Origin of the sequence: Actinomadura rayongensis, assembly GCF_009831215.1 — a bacterium.
Taxonomy (GTDB): Bacteria; Actinomycetota; Actinomycetes; order Streptosporangiales; family Streptosporangiaceae; genus Spirillospora; species Spirillospora rayongensis.
In genome coordinates this window covers 629768-656166 of the sequence record NZ_WUTW01000001.1, presented here as the reverse complement: position 1 = coordinate 656166, position 26399 = coordinate 629768, and the positions used below count along the sequence as shown (strand labels likewise).

Annotated in this window: 20 protein-coding genes; all 20 read right to left on the bottom strand. The window is 73.5% G+C overall.

Annotation, left to right across the window (positions count from 1 at the left end):
* Nucleotides 1-23: 23 nt before the first annotated feature.
* The 20 genes from GQ466_RS03175 to GQ466_RS03080 all read right to left on the bottom strand — a co-directional run bounded on the left by GQ466_RS03175 (nt 24) and on the right by GQ466_RS03080 (nt 26292).
* Entirely contained in the window at nt 24-1172 is a 1149-nt protein-coding gene (locus GQ466_RS03175) for a nucleotide disphospho-sugar-binding domain-containing protein (protein ID WP_161101242.1), read from the bottom strand.
* Entirely contained in the window at nt 1169-4942 is a 3774-nt protein-coding gene (locus GQ466_RS03170; RefSeq protein WP_161101241.1) for a type I polyketide synthase, read from the bottom strand. Before GQ466_RS03170 ends, GQ466_RS03175 begins: the two co-directional genes overlap by 4 nt.
* Nucleotides 4939-5988, bottom strand: a complete 1050-nt coding sequence (locus GQ466_RS03165) for a ketoacyl-ACP synthase III family protein (protein WP_161101240.1) — start codon at nt 5986-5988, stop codon at nt 4939-4941. The genes GQ466_RS03170 and GQ466_RS03165 overlap by 4 nt, the downstream gene beginning before the upstream one ends.
* A gap of 4 nt (nt 5989-5992) precedes the next feature.
* The gene (locus tag GQ466_RS03160) at nt 5993-6190 is read right to left on the bottom strand and encodes an acyl-CoA carboxylase epsilon subunit (RefSeq protein ID WP_161101239.1); all 198 of its coding nucleotides are present in this window, start codon (nt 6188-6190) and stop codon (nt 5993-5995) included.
* A complete protein-coding gene (locus GQ466_RS03155) occupies nt 6187-7791 on the bottom strand; it encodes an acyl-CoA carboxylase subunit beta (protein WP_161101238.1) in 1605 nt (534 codons plus the stop codon). The genes GQ466_RS03160 and GQ466_RS03155 overlap by 4 nt, the downstream gene beginning before the upstream one ends.
* A gap of 81 nt (nt 7792-7872) precedes the next feature.
* Entirely contained in the window at nt 7873-8469 is a 597-nt protein-coding gene (locus GQ466_RS03150; RefSeq protein WP_161101237.1) for an NADPH-dependent FMN reductase, read from the bottom strand.
* A 66-nt stretch (nt 8470-8535) separates the two neighbouring features.
* A complete protein-coding gene (locus tag GQ466_RS03145; RefSeq protein ID WP_161101236.1) occupies nt 8536-9822 on the bottom strand; it encodes an MFS transporter in 1287 nt (428 codons plus the stop codon).
* A 34-nt stretch (nt 9823-9856) separates the two neighbouring features.
* A complete protein-coding gene (locus GQ466_RS03140) occupies nt 9857-10987 on the bottom strand; it encodes a nucleotide disphospho-sugar-binding domain-containing protein (RefSeq protein ID WP_161101235.1) in 1131 nt (376 codons plus the stop codon).
* Complete coding sequence (locus tag GQ466_RS03135; RefSeq protein WP_161101234.1) at nt 10984-11922, bottom strand: aromatase/cyclase; 939 nt, start codon at nt 11920-11922, stop codon at nt 10984-10986. The genes GQ466_RS03140 and GQ466_RS03135 overlap by 4 nt, the downstream gene beginning before the upstream one ends.
* 31 nt (nt 11923-11953) lie before the next feature.
* A complete protein-coding gene (gene fabG / locus GQ466_RS03130) occupies nt 11954-12739 on the bottom strand; it encodes a 3-oxoacyl-ACP reductase FabG (protein WP_161101233.1) in 786 nt (261 codons plus the stop codon).
* A 50-nt stretch (nt 12740-12789) separates the two neighbouring features.
* The gene (locus tag GQ466_RS03125) at nt 12790-13056 is read right to left on the bottom strand and encodes an acyl carrier protein (protein ID WP_161101232.1); all 267 of its coding nucleotides are present in this window, start codon (nt 13054-13056) and stop codon (nt 12790-12792) included.
* A gap of 16 nt (nt 13057-13072) precedes the next feature.
* Nucleotides 13073-14287: a ketosynthase chain-length factor gene (locus GQ466_RS03120; RefSeq protein ID WP_161101231.1), complete on the bottom strand. Its 1215-nt coding sequence runs from the start codon at nt 14285-14287 to the stop codon at nt 13073-13075.
* Nucleotides 14284-15567, bottom strand: a complete 1284-nt coding sequence (locus GQ466_RS03115) for a beta-ketoacyl-[acyl-carrier-protein] synthase family protein (RefSeq protein ID WP_161101230.1) — start codon at nt 15565-15567, stop codon at nt 14284-14286. Before GQ466_RS03115 ends, GQ466_RS03120 begins: the two co-directional genes overlap by 4 nt.
* Nucleotides 15564-15890 (bottom strand): TcmI family type II polyketide cyclase, encoded by a 327-nt coding sequence (locus GQ466_RS03110; RefSeq protein WP_161101229.1) that lies wholly within the window; start codon nt 15888-15890, stop codon nt 15564-15566. The genes GQ466_RS03115 and GQ466_RS03110 overlap by 4 nt, the downstream gene beginning before the upstream one ends.
* A gap of 118 nt (nt 15891-16008) precedes the next feature.
* The gene (locus GQ466_RS31240) at nt 16009-18246 is read right to left on the bottom strand and encodes an SDR family oxidoreductase (protein ID WP_337193297.1); all 2238 of its coding nucleotides are present in this window, start codon (nt 18244-18246) and stop codon (nt 16009-16011) included.
* A complete protein-coding gene (locus GQ466_RS03100) occupies nt 18246-19697 on the bottom strand; it encodes an FAD-dependent monooxygenase (RefSeq protein ID WP_161101228.1) in 1452 nt (483 codons plus the stop codon). The genes GQ466_RS31240 and GQ466_RS03100 overlap by 1 nt, the downstream gene beginning before the upstream one ends.
* A 127-nt stretch (nt 19698-19824) precedes the next feature.
* Nucleotides 19825-20781, bottom strand: a complete 957-nt coding sequence (locus GQ466_RS03095) for a sensor histidine kinase (RefSeq protein ID WP_161101227.1) — start codon at nt 20779-20781, stop codon at nt 19825-19827.
* Entirely contained in the window at nt 20760-21452 is a 693-nt protein-coding gene (locus GQ466_RS03090) for a response regulator transcription factor (RefSeq protein WP_161101226.1), read from the bottom strand. The genes GQ466_RS03095 and GQ466_RS03090 overlap by 22 nt, the downstream gene beginning before the upstream one ends.
* A 751-nt stretch (nt 21453-22203) precedes the next feature.
* The gene (locus GQ466_RS03085; RefSeq protein WP_161101225.1) at nt 22204-23985 is read right to left on the bottom strand and encodes an ATP-binding protein; all 1782 of its coding nucleotides are present in this window, start codon (nt 23983-23985) and stop codon (nt 22204-22206) included.
* 138 nt (nt 23986-24123) lie between these two features.
* Nucleotides 24124-26292 carry an MMPL family transporter gene (locus tag GQ466_RS03080; RefSeq protein WP_161101224.1) on the bottom strand — a complete coding sequence of 723 codons (2169 nt, stop codon included), beginning with the start codon at nt 26290-26292 and terminating at the stop codon, nt 24124-24126.
* Nucleotides 26293-26399: the final 107 nt, after the last annotated feature.

Here is a 26399-nt window from a genome sequence, read left to right as displayed (position 1 = left end):
TCTCCTTGAGCGTTGCGGCGGGCTCACGCGGCCAGCGCCTCGATGCGGCCGGCCACCTCCGCGGGGAGCGGAAGGGCGTGGAGTTCCTCGGCCAGCGCCCCGGCCCGGTCCCGGAAGGACGGGGTGGACAGGACGCGGTCGCACGCGTCCGCGACCGCCTCGGGGCCGGTGTCGCCGAGCGTCACCGCCGCGCCGTAGGCGGCGAGCCGTTCGGCGGCGGGCACCAGCACCGTCCCCTGCGGCATCACGACCTGCGGGACGCCGGCGTTCATCGCGGTGAGGCTGGTGACGCCGCCGCCGTGGTGGACGATGAGGTCGCAGGTCGGGGCGACGACGTCGAGCGGGATCCAGCCGGCGCGCACGCCGTCCAGTTCGGCGCGCACCTCGGCGGCGACCGGCTCGGGCGCGGCGACGAGCATCTCGGCGTCGAGCGCGTCCACGGTGGCGACGAGGTCCCGCAGGAACGCGTACGCGCCGCTGAGGTAGGAGTGGTCGGGGTCGGGCGCGACCCGGCTGCCCGCCGTGACGAGCACGCGGCGGCGCTCGCCCCGGGCGTACATCCAGGGCTCCAGCAGGCGCTGCCCGCCGCCGGGGACGAGCCGCATCCGCTGGCCGCCGGGCGCCGCTCCGGGCGGGAGCAGGCTCGGCGGGCACAGGTCGACGAACAGGTCGGGCGCGGGGACCGCCGTCAGCCCGAGGGCCGCCAGCTCCGGCTTCAGCTCCTCGTCGGCGCCCGGGTCGATGGCGGTGGCCTCGATGGCGTCCCACGCGTGCCGGACGTGCGGGATGCCGAGTTCCGCGCCGAGCAGCGGGACGGCGTAGCACATCGTGCCGCCCACGAGGACGTCCGGACGCCAGTCCGCGGCCAGCGCGCGCAGGGCGGGCAGGCTCGCGGCGGCCATCCGGCCGAACCACCGCCCGGTGAACAGCGCCTGCCCGGCCGGGTCGGTGGGGATCTCGACCGGCGCGCCGGAGCGGTCGGTGGAGATGAAGTGGCTGATCGGCAGCGGGGTCAGCGAGACGGCGGGCAGGCCCGCCGCCGCGATGACCGGGACCATGGGCTCGTTCGCCGCCATGAAGACCTCGTGGCCCTCCAGGCGGAGCGCGTGGGCCAGCGGCGCGAGGGCGAACACGGTGGCCGCGCTGCCGCCCGTCACGAACAGGAACCTCACGATTCCTCCGGGGCGAGCAGCTCGACGAGGTGCTCGGCGATCGCGGTGACGGTCGGCCGCTCCCAGAAGACGGTCGCCGCGAGCCTTGTGCCGAACCGCTTCTCCAGCCGGCGCCGGATCGCCACGGTCATGACCGAGTCGAGGCCCTGGTCCAGCAGCGGGCGCCGGTGGTTCAGGTCGGCGAGGGCGAGGCCCATCTCGGTCGCGATCTGCCCGGCGACCTCCTCCAGGACGAGGGCGCGCAGTTCCTCCGGCGGGATCCCGGCGAAGGAGCGCTGCTGCTCCTCGCCGGACTCGACGGCGGTCTCCTCCGGCGGGTCGATGACCGGGTAGCGGAGCCCGGACAGCCGCGCGACGACGACGCCGTCCGCGTCGGCGACGAGCGCGTTGACGGTGTCCTCGGCCGTGTCGTCCAGCGCCACTTCGACCGTGAACGTCTCCGGCGGCTCGCCCGTGACGACGATGTCGTCGATGTGGACGACCATGCGCAGTTCCGGGGCGCCGGAGAACGCGGCGGGCGCGATGGACATGACGGCGTCCATCGCCGCCGCCCACGTCCCGGTCTGCGTCGAGTGGACGGTCGCCTGCGCCATGCCGACGCCGTAGAGCAGGTCGGTGGCCGTCCAGTCGAACCCGGTCGAGGGGACGCCGACCTCGGCCAGCCGCCGGTGGATCAGCGCGGGGTCGGCCGGCAGGAGGCGGTGCTCGCCCGGGTCGGCGAGTCGGTCGGCGAGTTCGGCCGGGCCGGCGTCCGCCGTCGCCGTGGCGTGGATCAGCCACGGGGGCTCGTCCTCGCCGGGGCCGGTGACGGGCCGGGACGCGAGCCGCAGCTCGGTCCCGTCCAGCACCACCTGGACCTCGCGCGGGCTGGCCGTCAGCAGCGGCTGGCGCATCTCGACGTCCACGAGGACGCCGCCGCCCGTGACCTCCCGGAACGTCTCGGTAAGCACGGCCGCCGGGACGATCTCCACCCCGTTGAGCGCGTGGCTGCCCGGGTAGGGACGGTTGTCGTCGTTGAGGACCGTCCGCCACACCTGGACCGCGCTGCCCGCGATGCTCTCGCGCGCGCCGAGCACGGTGTGCCGGTCGACGTCGTGCCCGCCGCCGACGCCGCGCGCGGGCACCGACCGCTGGTACCAGTGGACGGTCTCCTGCCACGGGTAGCCGGGCAGGCCGACGAGTCCGCCGTCCGATTGCAGGACGGTCCAGTCCACCTCGATCCCCCGGCAGTGCAGGGCGGCCAGGGCGTTCTGGAGGGTGGCCTGCTCGGGGCGGTTGCGGCGCAGCGTCGTCCCGACGAACGCGTCGTCGAGGTCCAGCTCGCCGAGCGTCTCGTTGATCGAGTGGGCCACGACCGGGTGCGGCGACACCTCCAGGAACTCGAGGTGGCCGTCCTCGGCGGCGGCCGTGACGGCGTCCACGAGCCGGACGGGGTTGCGCAGGTTCCCGGCCCAGTACGCGCCGCCGGTCGCGGGCGTGGCGCGCGGGTCGGGCAGCGACGTGCTGTACATCGGCACCGTCGTCGGCCGGTGCTCCAGCCCCGCGGCGGCGGACGTGAGGCGGTCCAGCAGCGGGTCCATGTGCGGGCTGTGGAACGCCACGTCCGAGGCGACCTCCAGGACGCGCAGCCCCTCGGCCGTCCACTCCTCGCGCAGCGCCCGGACCGCGTCGGCGTCGCCCGCGACGACCGTCGAGGCGGGCGAGGCCGCGATCGCCGCCGCGACGTCGGTGCGTCCGGCGAGCCGTTCCTCGGTCGCGGCGAAGGACAGCGGCACCATGACCATGCCGCCCTTGCCCGCGACCTCGCGCAGCAGCCGGGACCGGCGGCAGATCAGCCGGCCGCCGTCGGCCAGGGACAGCGCCCCGGCGGCCACCGCCGCGCCGATCTCGCCGACCGAGTGCCCGATCACCGCGTCCGGGACCACGCCGACCGTGCGCCAGAGCGCGGCGAGGCCCGTCTGCATCGCGAAGATCATCGTCTGGACGCGGTCCACCTCGCCGAGGTCGCCGTCCAGCAGGACCTGGCGGGGCGAGAAGCCGATCTCCTCCCGGTAGATCGGGTCCAGCTCGTCGATGACCTGTGCGAACGCGGGTTCGTCCAGCATTTCGCGGCCCATCCCGACCCACTGCGAGCCGTGGCCGGAGAAGACCCAGACGAGGCCCCGGCCCCGGTGCGGCGCGCGGCGGCCGGTGACCACGCCGCCCTCGGGCGTGCCGTCGGCGAGCGCGCGCAGCCGCGCGACCAGTTCCGTCCGGCCGTCGGCGGCGACGACCGCGCGCTCGGCGAGGTGCTCGCGGCGCAGCGCGAGCGTGTGGCCGAGCGAGGCGAGCGGCGGCGGGTCCGCGGCGTCCAGCCGGTCGGCGAGCGCCGCCGCCGCCGTGCGCAGCGACTCCGCCGAGGCCGCCGACAGCGGGTAGAGCCGGCGGCCCGCCGGGTCCGCCGGGACGGTCGCGGCCGGACGCGGCGGCGCCTGCTCCAGGACGATGTGGGCGACCGTCCCGCCGTAGCCGAAGCCCGAGACCCCGGCGCGGCGCGGGTGGTCGCGCTCGGGCCACGGCGTCGTCTCGGTGACGAGGTCGAGGCCCGACCCGTCCCACGCGATCGCGGGGTTCGGCGGCCCTTCGAGGCGGGTGCCGGGCACCTCGGCGCGGTCCAGGGCGAGGACGGCCTTGATCACCCCGGCGATCCCGGCCGCGCCCTCCAGGTGCCCGATGTTGGCCTTCACCGACCCGACCAGGCACGGTTCGTCGGCCGGACGGTCCGCGCCGTAGACGGCGGCCAGCGCCGCGGCCTCCATCGGGTCGCCGACCGGCGTGCCGGTGCCGTGCGCCTCGACGTAGTCCACCGTCGCCGGGTCCAGCCCGGCGCTCGCGCAGGCGCGGACCATGACGTGCTCCTGCGCGGTCCCGCAGGGCGCCATGATCCCGTTGGTGCGGCCGTCCTGGTTGACGGCGCTGCCCCGGACGACGGCGAGGATCGGGTCGCCGTCCCGCTCGGCGTCGGCCAGCAGCTTGAGCAGCACGACGCCGCAGCCCTCGCCCCGACCGTAGCCGTCGGCGGCGGCGGAGAAGGACTTGCTGCGCCCGTCGGGGGAGAGCGCGCCCGCCGCGCCGAGCGTGAGGGTCTGGCCGGGCGACACGAGCACGTTGACGCCGCCCGCGAACGCGATGCTGCTCTCCCCGAGGCGCAGGCTCTGGCACGCGAGGTGAACGGCCACGAGCGACGCCGAGCACGCCGTGTCGATCGCGATGCTCGGGCCGCGCAGGTCGAGCACGTGGGAGAGCCGGTTGGCGACCGCGCAGGTCGCCGCGCCGATCCCGGTCAGCGCCTCGATGCTCGGCAGGTCCTCCAGGATCTGGCCGCCGTAGTCGGCGGTGCAGACGCCGACGAAGACGCCGGCGTCGGTGCCGGCGAGCGAGCCCGCCGGGACGCCCGCGTGCTCCAGCGCCTCCCACGCGACCTCCAGCACCAGGCGGTGCTGCGGGTCCATCGTCGCGGCCTCGCGGGGCGGGATCCCGAAGAACGCGGCGTCGAACCGGTCGATGTGCGGCAGGAAGTTGCCCTTCGTGACCGCCTGGCGCAGGGCCGTCCGGTACTCGGGGCCGAGGTCGGCGTAGTCGCTCCACCGCTCGCCGGGGACCTCGCCGGAGGCGTCCGCGCCGCCGGTCATGAGCGTCCAGTAGTCGGCGGGCGAGGTCACGTCGCCCGGCAGGCGGCAGCCGATCCCGATCACCGCGACCGGCGCCGCGCCGGTTGTTCCGACCGTCATGGGGCTTTCCCTTCGTTCAGCCACGCGGGGATCTCCAGCACCTTGATCACGGCGGCGGAGAGGACGACGCCGGGGGCCATGCCGACGAGCAGCATGTGGTCCCCGGGCAGCAGCTCGCCCGTGGCGAGCAGGTGGTGGAAGGCGAGGAACTGGTCGCTGGCGCCGCAGTGCCCGATCGTCCGGCCGTACTCCCAGACGGACTTGGACAGCGGCAGCCCGAGCAGGGCCATGCAGCGCTGCTCGACGATCTCCCGGGAGTGGTTCACGTAGCCGACCCGCGTGACCTGGTCGATGCCGACGCCGGCCTCGTCCAGGACCTGGAAGGCCAGCTTGGTGATCCGGTCGGGCAGCTCCTTCAGCGCCGCGCTCCCCGCCGGGCGCTTGGCGTTGTAGTGCTCGGCCCGCGCCCCGAAGTCCTGCGTGCGGCCCACGGTCGCGCCCGGCGGGAACACCGGCTCGCCGCTGCGGTGCATCTCCTCGCCCTCGGGGATCGTCGTGGACCCGACGGACAGGACCTGCGCGAAGCCCGGCCGCTTGGTGAGGACGACCGCCGTGGCGGCGTCCCCGAGCGCGAGGCCGAGGCCGGGCCGCCACCGGTCGAGCAGCGGGGTCCCGTAGTTGTCGGCGGCGACGAGCAGCGCGCTCCCCCGCTCCGGGACGGCGTGCAGGTAGGACGCGGCGACGTCCAGCCCGGCGAACATGCCGTTGCAGCCCTGCCGGATCTCCAGCCCGGGGACGTCGCCGCCGACCAGGTAGCGCTGGAGGTAGGAGTGCGGCAGCCAGCCGTCCGGTCCCTGGTGCCAGGTGCACGCGTAGAGCAGCAGGTCGAACTCGGTCGGGGCGAGGCCGGAGCGCTCGACCGCCTCCTGCGCTCCCCGCAGGCCCATCTCCGGCGCGGGCACCGGGCCCGCCACCGCGCAGCCCGCGTACTCGTGCAGGTCGACGTTCTCGGCCGGGTAGAGACCCTGCCGGACGGCGGTCTCCACGGTCACCGTCTCGGGAAGGAAGCTCCCGAGGCCGGCGATGTAGGTGTCGGGCAGTCGCATATCGCTACCAGCTCCTGTTCGGCTCGGTGGACGCGCGCCAGCTCGTCGGCGGGCAGAAGACGCCCCGGTCCGGCCGCCGCCGGCGCGGGACGGCGGCGACCGGGGGGACCCGGCGGGCGCGGCTCAGCAGCACGGCGACGAGCGCCGCGAGTTCGTCGGCGTCGGGCGCGCCCCGCACGACGCGCAGGACCGGGGCGCTCACTGCGGCGGGTTGCCGTGCTTGCGCGCCGGCTGGTCGGAGTGCTTGGCGGCGAGCATCCGCAGCGCCCGGACGAGGACGCGGCGGGTGTCGGCCGGGTCGATCACGTCGTCGACCAGCCCGCGCTCGGCGGCGTGGTACGGGTGCGTCAGCGTGCTGCGGTACTCCTCGATCGCCGCCGCCCGCACCGCCTCGGGGTCGGCGGCGGCGGCGATCTCCCGGCGGAAGATGACGTTCGCCGCGCCCTCGGCGCCCATGACGGCGATCTCGTTGGTGGGCCAGGCGTAGGCGAGGTCCGCGCCGACGGAACGGGAGTCCATGACGATGTACGCCCCGCCGTAGGCCTTGCGGAGGATCACCGAGACGCGCGGGACGGTCGCGTTGCAGTAGGCGTAGAGGAGCTTGGCCCCGCGCCGGATGATCCCGCCGTGCTCCTGGTCCACGCCGGGCAGGAAGCCCGGCACGTCCAGCAGCGTGACCAGCGGGATGTTGAACGCATCGCACATCTGGACGAACCGGGCGCCCTTCTCGGACGCCTCGATGTCCAGCACCCCGGCGAGCGCGAGCGGCTGGCTGGCCACGACGCCGACGACCCGCCCGTCGAGCCGGGCGAGCGCGCAGACGAGGTTCGTCGCCCAGCGCTCGTGGACCTCCAGGAACTCGCCGTCGTCGACCAGCTCCCCGATGACGGCGCGCACGTCGTACGGACGGGTCGTGTCGGTCGGGACGAGGTCGAGCAGCGCCTCCGCCGTCCGGTCCGGGTCGTCGGCCGTGGGCGCCTCGGGCGGCAGCTCGCGGTTGTTCTGCGGCAGCAGCGACAGCAGGTAGCGGACCTCGGCGAGGCACGTCTCCTCGTCGTCGTAGGCGAAGTGGCAGACACCGGACGTCTCGGCGTGGACGTCCGCGCCGCCGAGCCCGTTCTGCGTGATCTCCTCGCCGGTCACCGCGCGGATCACGTCCGGCCCGGTGATGAACATCTGCGACGTCTCGCGGACCATGAACACGAAGTCGGTCAGCGCGGGCGAGTAGGCCGCGCCCCCGGCGCAGGGGCCGAGCATCACGCTGATCTGCGGGATCACCCCGGAGGCCCGGGTGTTGCGCTGGAAGATGCCCCCGTAGCCGGCCAGCGCGGTGACGCCCTCCTGGATCCGCGCCCCGGCGCCGTCGTTCAGCGAGACCAGCGGCGCGCCCGCCGCCAGCGCCAGGTCCATGATCTTGTGGATCTTCTGGGCGTGGGCCTCGCCGAGCGCCCCGCCGAAGACGCGGAAGTCGTGCGCGTACACGAACACGGGACGGCCGTGGACCGTCCCCCAGCCGGTGACCACGCCGTCGGAGTACGGGCGCCGGTCCTCCAGGCCGAACCCGACCGCGCGGTGCCGGCGGAACGTCTCGACCTCGGTGAACGAACCCTCGTCCAGCAGCAGCGCGATGCGCTCGTGCGCGGTCAGCTTGCCCTTGGCGTGCTGCGCGCGCGTCGCCGCCTCGCCCGGTCCCGCGAACGCCACGTCCCGGCGCGCGGCCAGTTCGGCGACGAGGTCGCGCAGCGGCGCCGGCCCGGCGGGCTCGGTCTCCGGAAGCGCGAGGGTCTCCTCGGTGACGGACATGAACTCCTCCCCGTTCTCACCCGGAAATGCGAAAGAGGCACGAGTGGTCTCGTGCCTCTTTCGCCGGTCGGTCTGGTCGGGTCAGCCGGGATAGGGCTGACTCTGCTTCGCGTCCTTCAGCGCCCGCGCCCACCAGGCGAGCTGGACGAGCATCACCTTCGCGGCGGCGTTCGCGCGCTCGGGGTCCTTCGGCCAGTTGCCCTGCGTGTCCCAGTGGGACCACGCGTCGTGGAAGCTGACGGTCTCCCGGATCGTCGTCGCGTGGACCTCGGCGAACACCTGGCGCAGGTGCTCGACGGCGCGCAGGCCGCCCGAGATCCCGCCGTAGGAGACGAACGCGACCGGCTTGGCCTGCCACTCCTTGAGGAACCAGTCGATCGCGCTCTTCAGCCCGGCCGGGGCGCCGTGGTTGTACTCGGGCGTGACGACGACGAAGGCGTCGGCCGCGTCCAGCCGCTCCCCGAGCGCGTCCCGCCGGGCCGCGACCGCGGGCTCGGGGTCGGCCCCGAAGTCCGGGGTCACCACGGGCAGGTCCGCCTCCCGGAGGTCGATGACGTCCAGGTCGAACTCGCCGTCCCGCTCGGCCTCCGCGGCGATCCACCGGGCGACGGTCGGCCCGAGCCGCCCGTCGCGCATGCTGCCGACGATGATGCCCAGGCGCAGTCGATCCGCTGACATTGCACTCCGCTCTTTCCGTGGGAATTACGGTTGCTCAGGAGCGTAAAAGTTGAACCGGACTTCAAGTCAAGGCGTCTTCGCGGGAGAACGAGGAAACCGTGTTCCGGCCGTCGCGGCGAGAAAACCGGCGACCGCGACCGCGACGACGAACAGGGCCGCCGCGTCCCGTCCGCCCGCCGCGAGGACGGCCGTCCCGGTGAGGACGAGACAGCCGCCGACCTGGACGGCCGTCTGGTACAGCCCGGACGCCGCCCGCTGGTCGCCGGGCGCCACGCCGCCGGTCGCCTGGACGTGCAGGGCCGCGAAGGCGAGCACGAAACTCAGGCCCACGAGGACCAGCGCGGGCAACATTCCGAAAACATAGGAATGCTCCGTTCCCCAGCGCCAATAAATGACGTATCCGAGCGGGGCGACGGCAGTTCCGCAGGCGATCGCGTTCGCCGTCCCGAGGCGTTCCAGCAGCCGCGCCGAGAACGGCGCGGCGAGCATCGGCGGAACGCTCGCGGGCAGCAGCGCGGCGGCCGTCGCGAAGGGCGGCCACGGCGACGCGAGGACGCACAGCAGGAGGAACCCCCAGTACGCCCCGTTCAGCGCCGCCGCCGCCAGCGCCGAGCGCACGAGCGGCCCGTGCGCGAGCAGCCCCGCCCGGACGAGCGGGTCGACGGCCGACCGCTCGCGCCGCCAGAACACCCCGGCGAGCACTGCGGCCGACGCCAACCCGGCGAGCGGCAGCGGATCCGACCAGCCGGCCGCGGGCGCGGCCGACAGCGCGCCCACGGCCAGCAGCAGCGCGGTGAACAGCGTCGCCGCGCCCGCCGCGTCGAGCCGTCCGCGCGGGGCGTCGTCCGGCGGGACGTAGCGGCGCGCCAGCGCCCAGAGCACGAGCGCCGCCGGAGCCGGGGCCGCGAACATCCACCGCCAGTCCAGTTCGGTCAGCGCGCCCGACAGCAGCAGGCCGACGGTGAAGCCGCTCGCGCCGAACAACGCGTAGACCGACAGCGCCCGGGTGCGCTCGCCGCCCTCCGGGAACTCCGCGGCGATGATGGCGAGGCCCGTGGGCGCGGTCAGCGCGGCGCAGAAGCCCTTCACCACGCGGGTCGCGACGAGCACCGCGAGCGTCCCCGCGAACCCCGCCGCCAGCGACGCCCCGGCGAAGACCACGAGCGCGGCCAGGTAGACCGGACGGCGCCCGAGCCGGTTCACGATCTGCCCGGCGAACAGCAGCAGCCCGCCGAAGCCGAGCGCGAACCCGGTCATCACCAGGTGCAGCGCGGTGACCGGGACGCCGAACTCGCGGCCGATCGCGGGCAGCGCGACGACGGCCGAGGAGACCTCCAGCGCGTCGAGCAGCATGTTGCCCGACAGGACCGCGAGCAGGCCCGTCCGGTCAGCCCGCGCCGAGCGTCCCGATCTCGGCGGCCACCGCCGCCGGGCCGGGGAGGGCGGCGATCTCCGCGGCGATCGCGGCGGCGTTCCGCCCGAAGGCGGGGTCGGAGAGGATCTCCTTGCAGGCCGTGGTGATGACATCGGAGGTGTCCTCGCCGAGTCGGACGGTCAGGCCCGCGCCGAGGTCCGCGATCCGCCGCGCGGGCACGGCGGAGTACGCGGAGTCGGGCAGGATGAGCTGCGGCACCCCGGCGTGCATCGCGGTCATGCTGGTGACGCCGCCGCCGTGGTGGACGATCAGGTCGCAGGTCCGCGCGACGACGTCCAGCGGCACCCAGCCCGCGCGCACGCCGGTCACGTCGCGCAGCCGCTCGGCCGCCTGGTCGGGCGCGGCCACCACGACCTCCACGTCGAGCGCGCCGACCGCGGCGGCCAGTTCCGCGAGGAAGTCGACGTTGTGCGTCAGCAGGACGCGGCTGCCCATCGTCACGCAGACGCGCTTGCGCTCGCCCCGCGTGTACATCCAGGGCTCCAGCAGGCTCTGCCGGTTGCCGGGCGTCCAGCGCATCGGCCGGGCGGCCGGGGCGCCGGGCGGACGCAGGCTCGGCGGGCAGATGTCCACGAGCAGGTCCGGATCGGGCAGCCCGGACAGGCCGAGGTCGGCCAGCTCGGGCGCCAGCTCCGCCGCCGCGCCCGGGTCGATCCCGGTCGTCTCGGTCGTGTCGATCGTCTGCCGCACGTACGGGACGCCGAGCGACGCGGCGAGCAGGCCCGCGACGTACGACATCGACCCGCCGACCACGACGTCCGGGCGCCAGTGCCGGGACAGCTCGCGCAGCGGCTCCAGGCTCTCGGCCGCCAGCCGCCCGAACCAGCGGCCGACGAACTGCAGTTCCTCGGTCGGGTCCTGCGGCCGGGGCACGGGGTCGCCCGCCCGGTCCTTGGTGACGAAGTCCTTGAGCGGACGCGACGTCACCGAGATCGCGGGCAGTCCGACGCCGGTGATGGCCGGGACCATGTCCGCGTTGGCCGACACGAAGACCTCGTGGCCTGCGTTGCGGACGGCCGTCGCGAGGGGCGCGATGGCGAAGACCGTCGCCGGGCTGCCCGCCGAGCTGAACAGGATCTTCATGACCGCAGCGCCTCGGCGTACCGCTTGGCGTGGCCGAGCGTGGCGAGGCTGTTGCCGCCGAGCGCGGCCCGGACGAAGTCCTTGGCGTCCGCGACCGTCGCGTCCGGGCCGAGGATCCGCTCGATGTTGTCCGGGTTGATCACGACGGTGTGCCGGGACGTGGCGAGCGTGCCGTCGCCGTCCTCGGTGAACGTCCACCGCCCGGTGTGCAGCGTCATCAGCGCCGGGGTCTCGATCTGCTTGTAGACGATCGAGCTGTCGGGGAAGCAGACCCGGACCGACTTCGTGGTGTGGCTGCCGCCGTCCTTGGTGATGGTCTCCATCGCCAGGATCTGCAGGCCCGGGCTGACCTCTTCGAGGTCGACGCTCTTGACGTGGGGCAGCCGGTCCCGCCACTCCCCCGCCTGGTCGATGAAGTCGTACACGTCCTTGGCGCGGCCGTCGATCCGCAGCTCGTCCGTGAAGTCGAGCAGCAGCTCGGCCGCGCCGGTCGCCAGCTCGACGTTCGCCTTCAGCGCGCCGAGTTCGGACTTGGAGTTGCGGTCCACCGCCGCGTCGATCCAGGCCAGGTTGTCGGGGTCGTCGTCGACCGCCCGGTAGTCGTGCAGCAGGCGGACGCGACACGCGCCGTCGCCCGCCGGCTCCAGCAGCCACGTCCCGCCCATCGCGGCGACCGGCGGCGCCGGGACCTCCGCGCGGAAGCGGATGCGCAGCGCGCCCGGGTCCAGCTCGCGGCGCGACGTCCAGTTCCGCGCCGACCCGTTGACGGTCGCCCAGATCTGGATGCGTTCGGTGCGCTCGCCGCGCTCGGCGTACTCGACGTGGACGGTGGGCGGGAAGATGAGCGGCCAGTTCTCCACCTCGGCGATGAAGCGGTACACCTCGGCGGGCGGCGCGAGCACGGTGATCTCGTGCTCGACCTCGCGAACGGTCATGTCTGCTCCTTGGCTGTCGGAGGCCCGGGGGTCAGAAGTTGCCGAGACCGCCGCAGACGTTGATGGCCTGCGCGGTGATGGGGGCGGCGGCGTCGGAGGCGAGGTAGCCGACGAGCCCGGCCACCTCCTCGGGGGTCGAGTAGCGGCCGAGCGGGATCTTGGCCGTGAACTTCTCCAGGATCGCCTGGTCGGTGGTCTTGTGGAACGCGGCGTACCGGCCCCGGATGGCCTGCGCCATCGGCGTCTCGACGTACCCCGGGCAGACCGCGTTGACGGTGATGCCGGTGGGCCCGAGCTCGTTGCCGAGCGCCTTGGTGAACCCGACGACGCCGTGCTTGGATGCCGAGTACGGCGCCCCGTACACCACGCCCTGCTTGCCCGCGGTCGAGGCGATGTTGATGACCCGCCCCCACGCGCGGTCGCGCATCCCGCCCGCGTTGAGCACCTCGCGGGTCAGCAGGAACACGCTGTGCAGGTTGGTGGCGATGACGTCGAACCAGAGGTCGTCGTCGATGTCGGCGGTGATCCCGCCGCCGCTGCGCCCCGCGTTGTTGACGAGCACGTCGACGGGCCCGAAGTGCTCGACGGCGGCGGCGACGAGCGCGGTGATCTCCTCGTGCGACCGGACGTCGCAGGTGGTGCCCGCCACGTCCAGGTTCTCGTCCCGCAGCTCCTTGACGGTCAGCTCCACCGCGTCGGCGCCGCGCGCGCAGAAGAACACCCGGTGCCCCTGCTCGGCGAGCGTCTGGACGACGGCCCGGCCGATCCCGCTCGTCCCGCCGGTGACCAGCGCCGTCCGCGCGTGTCCTTGCGACATGTCCCCTCCTTGATGTTCGTTCGGTGGGTGTTCGGTGGGTGTTCGGTCGGTCAGGCCGCGCGGGCCGCGAGGTGGGCGTTGACGACCTCGATGACGGCGCGCGGGGTGCGGGCGTCGACGAGGACGCCGTCGTCCAGCGTGATGCCGTACTCCCGCTCGATCCGGCTGCCGGTTTCGAGGATCGCCAGCGAGTCGTAGCCGAGCTGCTCCAGCTCGGCGTCGACGATCCCCTCGTCGAAGGCGGCGCCCTCGACCGCCCCGGCCGCGTCCAGCAGGATCCGGGCCAGGTCGGCGAGGGTGAACTCCTGTTGCTCCATGGGGTGCTCCTGATTGCTACGCGACGGCACGGACGACCATCGCGGAGTTGAACCCGCGGTGACCCCGGGCCAGGACCAGGGCCGCGCCGACGCGGGCGGGCCGGGCCTGCGCCACGACCAGGTCGAGTTCGTAGCGGGACTCGGGCGAGACGTTGGTGGTGGGCGGGATCAGCCCGTCCCGGATGGCGAGCAGCGCCGCCGCGACGTCGAGCGGCGCGGCCCCGCACTGGAGCCGGCCGGTCATCGTCTTCGGGGCCGTCACCGGGACGCCCCGGGGGCCGAAGACCGCGTTGATCGCCGCGGCCTCCCGGCCGTCCAGCTCCAGGTCGGCGGCGGCGTCGGCGAAGACGACGTCGACGTCGCCGGGGGTCAGCGCCGCGTCGGCGAGGGCCAGCTCGATCGCCCGCCGCAGCCCCGGCTCGCGGCCGGTGCCCGGCTTCGGGTCGAAGGTCGCGGCGTACCCGGCGAGTTCGCCGTACACCCGCGCGCCGCGCGCCCGGGCGGCGTCCGCCGGCTCCACGACGAGCAGCGCCCCGCCCTCGCCCGGCACGTACCCGCCGGCCCGGGCGTCGAAGGGCAGGTAGGCGCGGTCGACGTCGTCGGCGCCGCTCGTCAGCCCGTGCGCGGACTGCGAGACGAGGCCCCACGGCCACACCGAGGCGTCCACGCCTCCGGTGACCATGACGGCGCCGCCCCGGCGGATGTTGCGGCGCGCCTGGGCGAGCGCGTCCAGGCCGCCCGCCTCGTCGGCGACGATGACGCCGCTCGGCCCGCGCAGGCCGTGCCGGATGGAGATCTGGCCGGTGTTCGCCGCGTAGAACCAGGCGAACGAGTGGTAGGCGCTGACGTGGTTCCCGCCCCGCACCATCAGCTTGGTCAGCTCGTTCTGGCCGAACTCGGTGCCGCCGGACGAGCTGGCCGTGACGGCGCCGACCGCGAACTCCGGCTGCGCGGCCGGGTCCACGCCGGAGTCGGCGAGGGCCTGCTCGGCGGCGACCAGGGCGAGCTGGGTCATCCGGTCGGTCTGCGGGATCAGCCGGCTCGGCAGGTGCTCGGTCGCCGCGAAGCCGGGGATCTCCCCCGCGACGCGGATCGGGTACGCGGACGCGTCGAACCGGGTGATCGCGCGCAGGCCGCCGCGTCCGCGGGTCGTGGCGTCCCAGTAGTCGTCGGCGCCGAGCCCGTTCGGGGCGACCACCCCGATGCCCGTGACGACCGCCGCCGCCGTCATCGCGTCCGGCCGGGGTCGGCGAGCACCATCGCGCTCTGGAAGCCGCCGAACCCGCTGCCGACGGTGAGGACGGCGTCGGTGCGCCAGTCCCGCGCCGTCAGCGGCACGTAGTCCAGGTCGCAGCGCGGGTCGGGGGTGCGCAGGTTCGCGGTCGGCGGGACGACGTCGTTCTCCATCGCCAGCACCGACGCCGCGATCTCGATCGAGCCGATCGCCCCGAGCGAGTGGCCGACCATCGACTTGATCGAGCTGACCGGCACCCGGTAGGCGTGCGCGCCGAGCGTGCTCTTGAACGCGGTGGTCTCGTGCAGGTCGTTCTGCTTGGTGCCCGAGCCGTGCGCGTTGACGTAGTCGATGTCGGACGGGTCGACGCGGGCCTGGTCCATCGCGGCCCGGATCGCCGCGGCCATCTCCCGGCCGTCGGGGCGCAGCCCGGTCATGTGGTAGGCGTTGCACCGCGAGGCGTAGCCCGCGATCTCCGCGTAGATGTGGGCGCCGCGCAGCCGCGCCGCCTCCAGCTCCTCCAGCACAAAGATCGCCGCGCCCTCGCCGAGGACGAAGCCGTCCCGGGTCCCGTCGAACGGGCGGGACGCGTGCTCGGGGTCGTCGTTGCGCGGCGACGTCGCCTTGATCGCGTCGAAGCACGCGACCGTGATCGGCGAGATCGGGGCGTCCGCCGCGCCGGCGATCATCACGTCGGCCGAGCCCTCGCGGATCAGCTCGCAGGCGTGGCCGACGGCGTCCAGCCCCGACGTGCAGCCGGTGGAGACGACCGCCGCCGGCCCCTCCGCCCCGGCCAGCCACGCCACCTCGGCCGCGAACGCGCTCGGCACGAAGTAGTCGTAGATGTGCGGGACGGCGTAGGCGTGGTCGAGCACGCCGAGCCGTCCGCCGTCGCTCACCACGCGGAACTCGCGCTCCATCGACGTGGTCGCGCCGACCGCGCTGCCGACGGTCACGCCGGTGCGCAGCGGGTCGAACTCGTCCGCCTCCAGGCCGGAGTCGGCCAGCGCCTCCCGCGCGCTCACGACGGCGAGCTGCGCCGCCCGGTCCATCCGGCGGATCTCCTGCGGGGTGAGGCCGTGCGCCTCGGGCTCGAAGTCGATCTCGGCGGCGATCCGGGAGCGGAACTGCGCGGCGTCGAAGAAGCTGATCGCCCGCGTCGCGGTCCGGCCCTCGCTGAGCAGGTTCCAGAACTGCTTGGCCCCGACGCCGCCCGGCGCGACCACGCCGACCCCGGTGATCACCACCCGGCGTCCGCCGGACTCGTGACCGCTCATGAGGACGGCGTCCAGTGGTAGAACCGCGTGGCCATCGCGTCGGCCGGCGTCTTCCAGTTGGGGTCGTAGGGGTCGATGAACGGCCGGAGGTCGGTGCTGATCCGCTGGAACCTCGGGTCCGTCTTCGCCTCTTCGATCGCGTCGCCGCCGTCCGGGGCGTCGAAGTCCTGAAGGTGGAAGTAGAGCCCCCGGTAGAAGAACAGCTCGCGCCGCCGCGTGCCCATCAGGTGCGGCATTTCGGTGGCGTCGAAGTCACCGAATATCTTGGCGACGTCCGCGTTCGACGCGTCCGCCATCCGGGCCACGATCAAAGTGCTGTACACGAATCCTCCAGACACTGCGGGGGACGATGACATAATTCTTCTTCGGCCCCTGCGGAATGGTCAACACCGGGGCCGCTAGGCACGGGTGAAGTTTCACTAGGAAAGCGTTAACCGGTGCTCAGCCGAGCAGCGTCCCGCCGGTCGCGTCGATGAACGCGCCGGTGACCCAGCGCGCGCCGTCCGAGGCCAGGAAGGCGACGACGTCCGCGATGTCCTGCGGCTCGCCGACCCGGCCGAACGCCGAGAGCTGCGCCATCTGCTCGACGGCCTCCGGCACGTCGAACACCGGATTCCCGTTGCGCGTGATTCCGGGCGCCACGCTGTTGATCGTGATCCCGCGCGGCGCGAGATACTTGGCGAAATGCAGCGTGAGCTGCTCCACGGCGCCCTTGGTCATCGCGTACGCGATTTCGTCGGGATTGGCGAACCTGGTGAGCCCGGACGAGATGTTGACGATCCGGCCGCCCGCGACGAGATTGGTCAGGGCGCGCTGGACGATGAAGTACGGCGCCCGCGCGTTGACCGCGAACAGCTCGTCGAACCGCTCGGTCGTCATGTCCTCGGGGGCCACGCCGCCCATGACCCCGGCGTTGTTCACGAGAATGTTCAGCTCGGTCGATCCGGTCCGTTCCTTGAGCCCGCGTTCGAGGTCGAGGAACAGCCGGTGGACGTCCCCGGGCTCGCCGAGCCTGGCCGCCACCGTGAAGGCCCGTCCGCCCTCGCCCTCGATCGCCGCCACGGTCTCCTCGGCGTCGTCGCGTCCGGTCGCGTAGTGGACCGCGACGAGCGCGCCGTCGCGCGCGAGCCGCTGCGCGATGCCGCGGCCGATGCCCCGGCTCGCGCCGGTGACCAGCGCCGTCTTGTTCTCCAGCGCGTCCATGCCGTGTCTCCTCCTCGTTGTGGCCTTGCGGGCGGCGCCCGGGGCGGGCGCGTCCGTCACGGCGGTGCCCGGAACGGGCGCGCCGGTGTGCGAAGGGGTTCCGAACCAGTCGCCGAGCGCGGCGGCCAACGCCTGCTCGCCCAGCGCCTCCGTCCAGACGACGTGGCCGTCCGGCCGCGCGAGGACGGCCGGGCCCGCCGCGTCCGGGACGGCGTCCACCCGGTCGGCGTAGGACGCCGGGACGGCGCGGCCGAGCAGCAGGCCCCGGCCCGCGCGGACGGCGCCCCGCTCGGGGGCGAGCCGGGCGCCGAGTTCGGCCGGCCCGCCGGCGGGCCCGACGTCGTAGCGGACGTCGAGCCCGCAGATCGTCGCCGCCAGCCGCCGCCGCACCGGCTCGTGGACGACCAGCTCGCGGAACACCGTCCGCAGGGCCTCCACGCCCGGGCCGTCGCCGAGCAGCAGCGTCGCCTGCGCCCGGATGCCGCCGAGCACGGCCGCGCCGACCGCGTGCCGCTCGGCGTGGTAGGTGTCGAGCAGCGTCTCGTCCGCGCCGCCGGTGACGTGCAGCGCCAGCTTCCAGCCGAGGTTCACCGCGTCCTGGAGGCCGAGGTTCAGCGCCTGGCCGCCGACCGGGAGCTGCTGGTGCGCGGCGTCCCCGGCGAACAGCACCCGTCCGGCGCGGTAGCACGGCACCTGCCGCGCGGCGTCGTCGAACGCGTTGACCCACAGCGGCTCGCCGTGGCCGATGTCCTCGCCGGTGACGCGCCGCCAGACCTCCACGAGGTCGGCGAACCCGGCGGACCCGGACGGGCCGCGACCGTACTCGTGGACCATCACCCGCGTGATCTTCGCGCCGATGCGGCCCGCGATGGCGAGGCCCCGGGGCAGCCGCTGGAAGCGCCGGGCCGGGATGTCGATGCCGTCGACGTCCGCGCGGATCAGCTCCCGGCCCGCCGCCGCGCCCTCCGGCTCGACGCCGGTGAGCCGCCGCACCGTGCTGTCCCCGCCGTCGCAGGCGACGACGTACCGGCCGGTGACCCGGGTCTTCCCTTCGGGGCCGCGCACGTCGGCCACCACACGGTCCGGGTGCAGCGCGAGCCCGGTCAGCTCGTGGCCCCGGCGCAGGTCGGCGCCGAGCGCGCCGGCCCAGTCCGCGAGGACGGCCTCCGTCCGCGTCTGCGGCGCCTTCCACTGGCCGGGGTAGGGGCCGGGCAGCGTGAGATCCAGTGGGATGCCGCCGAAGTGCCCCATCGGCTCGTTCGGCAGCGGCCCGAAGGCGTCGAGCAGCCCCCGGCTCGCGAAGATCTCCATCGTGCGGGCGTGCAGCGTCGACGCGCGGGACTCGGCGGCGGGCTCGGCGCGCCTCTCCAGCACGACGACGTCCGCGCCGCCGAGGCGCAGCTCGCCCGCGAGCATGAGGCCGACCGGTCCCGCCCCCACGACGACGACCTGCGTCTCGTCGTGTCCGGCGGGCACTACCGCGCCTCTCCGAACCAGCGGCGCAGCGCCGTCGGGAGGTCGTCGTGGCTGCCGGGCGCGGCCCACGCGACGTGCCCGTCCGGCCGCACCAGCACCGCGCGGTTGCCGCCGAGCCCCGCCGCGGTCGCGGTCACGATGTCCACCCGGTCCGACCAGCCCGCCGCCCGGCGGCGCAGGACGGCGTTGTCGGCGAGGTCGAACAGCACGCCCCGGCCGCCGCGCAGCGCCTGGGTCGTGTCGGCGACGAGCCGGTCGCCCGTCAGCTCCCGTTTCGGCATCCGCGCGCCGAGCAGCGCGTTGGTGCCGCCGCCGACGTCGTACCGGATCTGGAGGCCGCTGACCATCCCGGCGAGATGCCGCGCCACGACGTCGTACCCGACCAGGTCGGCCATCACCGCGCGCAGCGGCTGCATCTCCGGGCCGCTGAGGAACAGCAGGCCCTGCGCCCGCGTGTTGATCATCAGCTGCTCGCCGACCGCGTGCCGCTCGACGTGGTAGGTGTCCAGCAGCGCCTCGGGCATCCGGCCGCCCGCGACGGCGGCGAGCTTCCAGCCGAGGTTCACCGCGTCCTGGATGCCGGTGTTCATGCCCTGGCCGCCGGCGGGCAGATGGACGTGCGCGGCGTCCCCGGCGAGCAGCACGCGGCCCCGCCGGTACTCGGTGACGAGCCGGGTCGCGTCGCCGAACGAGCTGAGCCAGACCGGCTCGCCGTGCGAGATGTCGTCGCCGGTGAGCCGCTTCCACGCGGCGACGATCTCGTCGTACTCCGGGGGCGCGGTGCGGCGCTGCGGCGGGGCGCCGCGCTCGCAGACGATGAGCCGGGTGATGCCGTCCGGCAGGTTCCCCGACATCACCATGCCGCCCGGGACGGTCTCCCCGATCATCCGGGGCCGCAGGTCGAGTCCCCGGACGTCGGCGAGGAACATCTCCATCGTCGCCGGGGTGCCGGGGAAGTCGAACCCGGCCGCCTTGCGGACCCGGCTGCGTCCGCCGTCGGAGCCGACGAGGTAGGCGGCGGTCAGCGTGTACGGGCCGTCGGGGCCCACCGCCTCGACGGTCACGCCGTCGGCGGTCTCGGTGTAGGACGCGAACTCGTGGCCGCGGCGGATGTCGGCGCCGAGGTCGACGGCCCACTCCTCCAGCACCGCCTCGGTGTGGGACTGCGGGACGGTCTTGGCCGCCTGGTGCGCCCCGTCGAGCAGCCCGAAGTCGACCGGGATGCCGCCGAAATGGCCGAGGTCGCTGAATTCGATTTCGCCGAACCGCGGCAGCAGGCCGCGCTGGTCGAACACTTCCATCGTGCGGGCCGTGAAGCCGAGACCGCGCGACTCCCCGGTCCGCTGCGGCAACTTCTCGAGAACGATCACTTCGGCTCCGGCGAGCCGCAGTTCCCCGGCGAGCATCATTCCGGTCGGCCCGGCGCCGACGATGGCGACTTCCGCGTCCACGTTTCCTCCTCGCTGGCGAAACGTCCCGGCGGAGACAATTCATGGGACGGTACTCAAATGATTCTTCGGCGCCCGCTGAAGGACAAGACAAGAATCACTAAGTTGCTGCGAAGAGGATTAGAAGTTCCTAGTCCGGCGCGGCGGGCGCGGACGGGAACCGGCAGCGGGCGTCCACGCCCCGGCCGCCCGGCCCGGCGTCCAGCGTCAGGGTGCCGCCGTTGGAGACCATGAGCATGTTGGCGATGGCGAGGCCGAGTCCCCGGCCCTCACCGGACTCCCCGTGGCCGCGCCAGCGGCGGATCGTCGCCTGCTCCCGCTCCTCCGGCGTCATGCTCGGGCCCTCGTCCAGGACCCGGACGACCGTGTGGCCGCCGGACGGGAGGATTTCCACGCGCACCACGCCGGCCCGCGGCGAGTGCTTCAGCGAGTTGTCGAGCAGGATGTCCAGGATCTGTTCGAGCACGCCGTTGCGCGTGAAGATCCGGCATTCTCCGCTCGTCCGGGAGCTGATCGTCAGCCCGCGCATCTCGGCCGCATCGTTCCACGCCCGCACGCGGCCCCGGACGATTTCCGCCGCGTCCAGCTCCATCGGCGGGCGCCCCTCCACGAGTTGCGCGAATTCGAGCTGCTCGGTGAGCGTCCTGTGCAGCCGGTCGATGTCCGCGAGCGCGCGTTCGTAGCATTCCACGCCGTATTCGGAGACGTGCACGCCCAGCCGGTCCAGCCGGATCCGCAGGAGCTGGAGATCGGTCCGGAGCTGGTGGGCGACGTCGGCGAGGAAGAACGCGTTCGCCTGCCGCGCGCCGGCCAGCTCCACCAGGCAGTCGATGAGCCGGCGCAGCCCGGCCGGCCCGCGGTGCGCGGCGAGGCGCTCCACCTCGGCCGGGTCGAGGTGCATGATCGCTTCGAGCAGCCGCTGCCCGGGCCGCAGCCCCCACAGCGTGAGCGGGACCGCCAGGACGGCCACGGCCGCCACCCCGGCGAGCCCGTCGAGCCACGGCCACCGTCCGCTCGGCTCGAACAGGCAGAGGGCCACCGCGAGGGCGGCGAGGACGAGGTGCGTCAGATAGGCACGGAACCACATGACGACTCCAGGAGACGGAAACCGACTCCGCGTACAGTCTCGATCTTGTCCGGGACGCCCAGCTTCCGGCGCAGGCCCACCATGTGGACGCCGAGCGTCCGGGTGTCGCCGATGCTGTCGTAGCCCCAGACCTCCCGCATGATCTGGTCCCGGGTGAACGTCCGGCCGGGCTCGGAGGCGAGCAGCGCCAGCAGGTCGAACTCCTTGCGGGTGAGCGTCACCTCGGCCCCGTTGACCGTGACCCGCCGGCGCCGGAAGTCGAGCTGGAGCTCGCCGAGGTCCTTGACCATGGCGTTGCGGCCGAGCGGGTTCCAGGAGTTCTTCGCCCGCCGGACGACCGCGTCGATCCGGGCCGCCAGCTCGCGCAGGTAGCACGGCTTCACCACGTAGTCGTCGGCGCCCATCCGCAGGCTCAGCACGCGGTCGAACTCGTCGGTGCGCCCGCTCACGATGATGACGGGGACGCTGGAGTTCGTACGGATCAGCCGGCACACCTCGAAGCCGTCCACGTCCGGCAGGTTCAGGTCGAGGAGGACCACGTCCACCGCGTCGCAATGGTCCAGGGCCTCCCGCCCCCGGTCGACGGCCATGCTCTCCATCCCCTGGTCGGCCAGCCCCCGGATCAGTTCGTCGCGGTAGTCAGAGTCGTCGTCTACGAGCAGTACACGCATGTTTCTCCCCGTACGAAACCCACGGTGCGCCGGCGTCCGCCAAAGGGGGCGCCGCCGCATCGAATACTCAAGGCAAACCCATGGCGCGGCCCCGAAGCGGCCTGCCGGATGCCGGAAACCGCCCTTCACCCGCCGACTTTAATTGGACTTTAGATCGCCATAAGGTCGACGTCTTCCGCACTTTTTACACTAGTCCAGCGCGTTGTCCGCGTCCATGTTCCGACCTCAATCGGACACAATTCAACCCAGTGACTCATGTCACATTCGGGCCGGATGCGAAGCCGGATCAATTGATCGCGCAGATCGAACATGAAACATCATCTACGAAAATCGTCGGATACCGTCGTGGGCGGCGGCACCGGCTGCGCTGGAGTCCCACGACCGACGTTAGCCGCAGCAGGACGGTCGACGGCAAATTATTCGTCTTAGGCAAGAATGCGGCCACGAACGTCCTGACCAGGGACTTTGCGCGAGGCAGAGAGTGCTGTGACCGAATCGGCGCACCCATGTCCGCGACGCTCCGAGAAAGCCGGATTCCAGGCTGTCACCCGGACGCGCCCGGTTGTCTGCACGATGCATACGGAACTCATCGGTAGGGATTTCCCACCGTGCCGCGCCGCCCGCCGCCCCGGGACGGCACGGCCCGGACCCCGAAAAATGGAGGTGTGACGGAAGTCCGGGTCCGTGCGCTATTCATGGGCGTCGTTCGCCCCGTGGGCCGGGACGATTCCGGCGGCGCCGTCCGCCTTTCTCAGGCCGCGCGCGCAGCGGGATCGGACGGCGCGCCGAGGGCGCAGATGACCGTCCCGCTGGACACCGTCTGCCCGAGTTCGACGGACAGGCCCGCCACAGTACCGTCCTTGTGGGCGACGAGCGGCTGCTCCATCTTCATCGCCTCCAGGACCACGACCGTGTCGCCCTGCCGGACGGTCGTGCCGTTCGGCGCCGCGATCTTCACGATCGTCCCCTGCATCGGGCTGACCAGCGCGTCGCCCGCCGCGGCCCCCGCGTCGCGGCGGGCGGCCGACGGACGCCGCGCACCGGCCCGGGCCCGGGCCTGCGCCGCGCCCGCGCCGATCTCGGCGGGCAGGACGACCTCCACGCGCCGGCCCGCCACCTCCACGGTGATCCGCTCGCGCGCGGGCTCGTCCGCCGCCGCCGCGCCCTCGTGGACGGGCAGGACCCCGGTGAACTCCTCCTCGATCCACCGGGTGTGGACGGCGAACGGCTCGTCCGGGTCGTCCGGGACGAAGGCGGGATCGGTGAGCACGGCCGTGAAGAACGGCAGCGGCGTCGGCAGGCCCTCGACGACGAACTCGGCGAGCGCGCGGCGCGCCCGCAGCACCGCCCGCCGCCGGTCCGGCCCGGTGACGATCAGCTTGGCGACCAGCGAGTCGAACGCCTGCGGCACCGTCTGCCCCTGCTCGTACCCCGCGTCGAGCCGGACGCCCGGCCCGGTCGGCGGCGACCACGTCCGCAGCGTCCCGGCGGCGGGCAGGAAGCCCCGGCCGGGGTCCTCGGCGTTGATCCGGAACTCGATCGAGTGCCCCCGGGCCGGCGGGTCGTCGTAGCCGATCGGCTCGCCCTCGGCGATCCGGAACATCTCCTGGACGAGGTCGATCCCGGTGATCTCCTCGGTCACCGGATGCTCCACCTGGAGGCGGGTGTTCACTTCCAGAAAGGAGATCGCGCCGTCCTGCCCGACCAGGAACTCGCAGGTTCCGGCCCCGACATAGCCCGCCGCCCGGAGAATCTTCTTCGAGGCGTCCGAAAGCCGCCGCCGCTGGTCGGGCGTCAGAAAGGGCGCGGGCGCCTCCTCGACGAGTTTCTGGTGCCGCCGCTGCAACGAGCAGTCGCGGGTCGACACGACGACGACGGCGCCGTGCGCGTCGGCGAGGCACTGCGTCTCGACGTGCCGGGGCCGGTCCAGGTAGCGCTCCACGAAGCAGTCCCCGGAGCCGAAGGCGGCGGTCGCCTCGCGCGTCGCCGACTCCAGCAGCTCGGGGATCTCCGCGAGCGTGCGGATGACCTTCAGGCCCCGGCCCCCGCCGCCCGCCGCCGCCTTCACGACCACGGGCAGCCCGTGCTCGACGGCGAACGCGCGCACCTCGTCCGGCCCGGCGACCGGCTCGGCGGTGCCCGCGACGAGCGGCGCGCCCACGCTCCGCGCGATGCGCCGGGCCGCGACCTTGTCGCCGAGCGCCCGGATGGCCTCGGGCGGCGGACCGATCCAGGTCAGGCCCGCCGCCCGGACGGCCGCCGCGAACTCGGCGTTCTCGGCGAGGAAGCCGCAGCCGGGGTGGACGGCGTCCGCGCCGGCGCGGGCCGCGATCGCGAGCAGCTTGGCCATGTCGAGGTAGGTTTCCGCCGCCGTGGCGCCGTCCAGGGCGTACGCCTGGTCGGCGAGCCTGACGTGCGGGGCGTCGCGGTCCGGATCGGCGTACACCGCGACGCTGGCGAGCCCCGCGTCCCGGCAGGCGCGGACGATCCGGACGGCGATCTCACCACGGTTGGCGACCAGAACGGTGCGCACGAGACCCTCCTGATTGAGTTAGTCCCAGAGGCCGAAGAATGACGGTCAATGCCGATCTTCTTGTCATTTTGAGGCTAATTCAAGGAGAGATTCTCTAAGCTTCCGCTAAGCCGGTGGCGCGGCAGATCCGAAACTAACTCAGTTTGCGTCGACGGATTCGGGAAGCGCCGTGCGGCCGGGCTCGTGCGCGACCTTGGGCAGTATTCTCCCCAGCGCTTCGGGCAGCCACCAGTTCCGGTCGCCGAGCAGTTCCATGAGCGCCGGGACGAGAACGAGCCGAATGACGGTCGCGTCGATGAGCACGGCGACCGCGAGCCCGAGGCCGAACTGCTTGACGGCGGCGTCCGCGCCCAGCAGGACGGTCAGGAACACCACGACCATGATGGCCGCCGCCGCCGTGATCACCCGCGCCGTCCGGGCCAGGCCCCGCCGGACGGCCTCGCGCGTGTCGCCCGACGCCTCGTACTCCTCCCGCATCCGCCCGACGAGGAACACCTCGTAGTCGGTCGAGAGCCCGAACAGGATCGGGAACATGAGCAGCGGCACCCAGGCGGTGATGGGCATCGACGACTGGAAGCCGAGCGGCGCCGACAGCCAGCCCCACTGCGCGACGGCCGTCAGCACGCCGTAGGCCGCGCCGGCCGACAGCAGCGTCATCACGGCCGCCGACACCGAGATCACGAGGGACCGGACGAGCACGACGAGCAGGATCAGCGACAGCACGATGACCACGGCGATGAGCCACGGCATCCGCACGCCGACCTGGTGGGCGAAGTCGATCGTCCAGGCGTTCGGGCCGCCGAGGTGGGCGACGACGCCCGTGCCCTTCAGCTCGCGCGGGAAGACGTCGTGCCGGAGCTTGTTCACGAGCTTCGGCGTCGCGGCGTCCTCGTGCGCGGTCGTCGGGTACGCGACGAACTGGGCGCCGCGCCGGTCGCCGCTGTAGGTCACCGGCGTCACCGACGCGATGCCCGGGGTGCCCCGGACGGCCGTCACGAGCGGCTGGAGGTCCGCGCCCCCGGGCGGAAGTTCGGCGAACACGAACAGCGGCGCGTCGTATCCGGGCCCGAAGCCCCGGGCGAGGATCTGGTGGGCGGTGTGCCCGCTCGTGCCCTTCGGCAGGTTGCTGGAGTCCTCGAAGCTGAGCCGCATCGACAGCGCGGGGACCGACAGGACGAGCAGCACGACGCTCGCGGCCACGACGGCGAGCCCCGCGCGCTTCTGGACGACCCCCGCCCACCGCTCGGCGAGCGGGCTCGCGGTCCGGGTGCGCCCGAGCAACGGCAGCCGCAGCCGGTTGATCCGCTCCCGGGTGAAGCCGAACAGGGCGGGCAGCAGGGTGACGGCCGCGGCCATCGTCATGAACACCGTCACCGACGCGGCGACGGCGGTGGAGCTGAGCAGCCGCTGGTTCATGACGAGGAGCCCGAGCAGCGCGACGACGACGGTCGTCCCGGCGAACAGCACCGAGCGGCCCGCCGTCGCGATCGCCGTCACCGTCGCGTCGTGCGGCGAGTCCCCGTGCTCCAGACCCTCCCGGTACCGGGTGACGATGAACAGCGCGTAGTCGATGCCGACGCCGAGCCCGATCAGCCCGGCGACGAGCGGGCTGAACGTCGGGGCCGGGAAGACGTACCCGACGATGCCGATCAGCGCGAGCCCCGGGATGATCCCGAACAGCGCCGTCAGGATCGGCAGCCCCATCGCCACCAGCGAGCCGAACGAGATCAGCAGGATGACGACGGCGGCGAGCAGCCCGATGCCCTCGGAGGAGCCGCCGCTCGGCGTCTCGGCGGTGAGGACGGCCTGGCCGTCGAGCGCGAACTCGACCCCGCCGCCCGAGGCGTTCCGCACGGTGTCGACCAGGCGCAGGACGTCGGCCTTGGCGACGTCGGACCCCGACTCCTTCAGCGTGACGCGGGCGAACGCGGTGCGGCCGTCGGCGGAGACCTGCTGCGGCGCGCGCGTCGGCGGCAGCACCGACCGGACCTGCGGGTCTGCCGCGACCTTGGCCGCCAGGCCGTCGATCTTGGCGCGGGTCCCGGCGTCGGTCACGCCCCGGTCGGCGCGGATCGCCAGCGTGAGCGAGTCGCCGTCCTGCGGGAAGTACTTCTTCGCCAGGTCGCCGGCGAGCGCGGAGTCGGTGTGCCCGCCGCTGAAGTCGTCGTCGGACGCCGCCCCGAACCCGAAGCCGAGCACGGCGATGGCCAGCGCGCCGACGATCCACGCCAGCAGGACCGTCCGCCTGCGCCGGTAGCAGAACGACCCGACGGTGGCGAGGACACCACCGGGCAGGGGCGTGGTCATGGGTCTCCTCGCATCGCGCCGACGTCTTCGTACGATCCTGCGCGGATCCCGCCGCCGCGTCAGTCCCCCACGGAGGACACTTGCCGGCCCGGACCACAACCCGGGGG

Bases quoted from the DNA above. Each gene is read 5' to 3' on its own strand.
- GQ466_RS03150 (WP_161101237.1), bottom strand. From the start codon at position 8,469: ATGTCAGCGGATCGACTGCGCCTGGGCATCATCGTCGGCAGCATGCGC.
- GQ466_RS03155 (WP_161101238.1), bottom strand. From the start codon at position 7,791: ATGTCCGTCACCGAGGAGACCCTCGCGCTTCCGGAGACCGAGCCCGCC.
- GQ466_RS03095 (WP_161101227.1), bottom strand. From the start codon at position 20,781: ATGTGGTTCCGTGCCTATCTGACGCACCTCGTCCTCGCCGCCCTCGCG.
- GQ466_RS03165 (WP_161101240.1), bottom strand. From the start codon at position 5,988: ATGCGACTGCCCGACACCTACATCGCCGGCCTCGGGAGCTTCCTTCCC.
- GQ466_RS03080 (WP_161101224.1), bottom strand. From the start codon at position 26,292: ATGACCACGCCCCTGCCCGGTGGTGTCCTCGCCACCGTCGGGTCGTTC.
- GQ466_RS03090 (WP_161101226.1), bottom strand. From the start codon at position 21,452: ATGCGTGTACTGCTCGTAGACGACGACTCTGACTACCGCGACGAACTG.
- GQ466_RS03125 (WP_161101232.1), bottom strand. From the start codon at position 13,056: ATGGAGCAACAGGAGTTCACCCTCGCCGACCTGGCCCGGATCCTGCTG.
- GQ466_RS03135 (WP_161101234.1), bottom strand. From the start codon at position 11,922: ATGACCGTTCGCGAGGTCGAGCACGAGATCACCGTGCTCGCGCCGCCC.
- GQ466_RS03140 (WP_161101235.1), bottom strand. From the start codon at position 10,987: ATGAAGATCCTGTTCAGCTCGGCGGGCAGCCCGGCGACGGTCTTCGCC.
- fabG (WP_161101233.1), bottom strand. From the start codon at position 12,739: ATGTCGCAAGGACACGCGCGGACGGCGCTGGTCACCGGCGGGACGAGC.
- GQ466_RS03115 (WP_161101230.1), bottom strand. From the start codon at position 15,567: ATGAGCGGTCACGAGTCCGGCGGACGCCGGGTGGTGATCACCGGGGTC.
- GQ466_RS03145 (WP_161101236.1), bottom strand. From the start codon at position 9,822: ATGCTGCTCGACGCGCTGGAGGTCTCCTCGGCCGTCGTCGCGCTGCCC.
- GQ466_RS03120 (WP_161101231.1), bottom strand. From the start codon at position 14,287: ATGACGGCGGCGGCGGTCGTCACGGGCATCGGGGTGGTCGCCCCGAAC.
- GQ466_RS03170 (WP_161101241.1), bottom strand. From the start codon at position 4,942: ATGACGGTCGGAACAACCGGCGCGGCGCCGGTCGCGGTGATCGGGATC.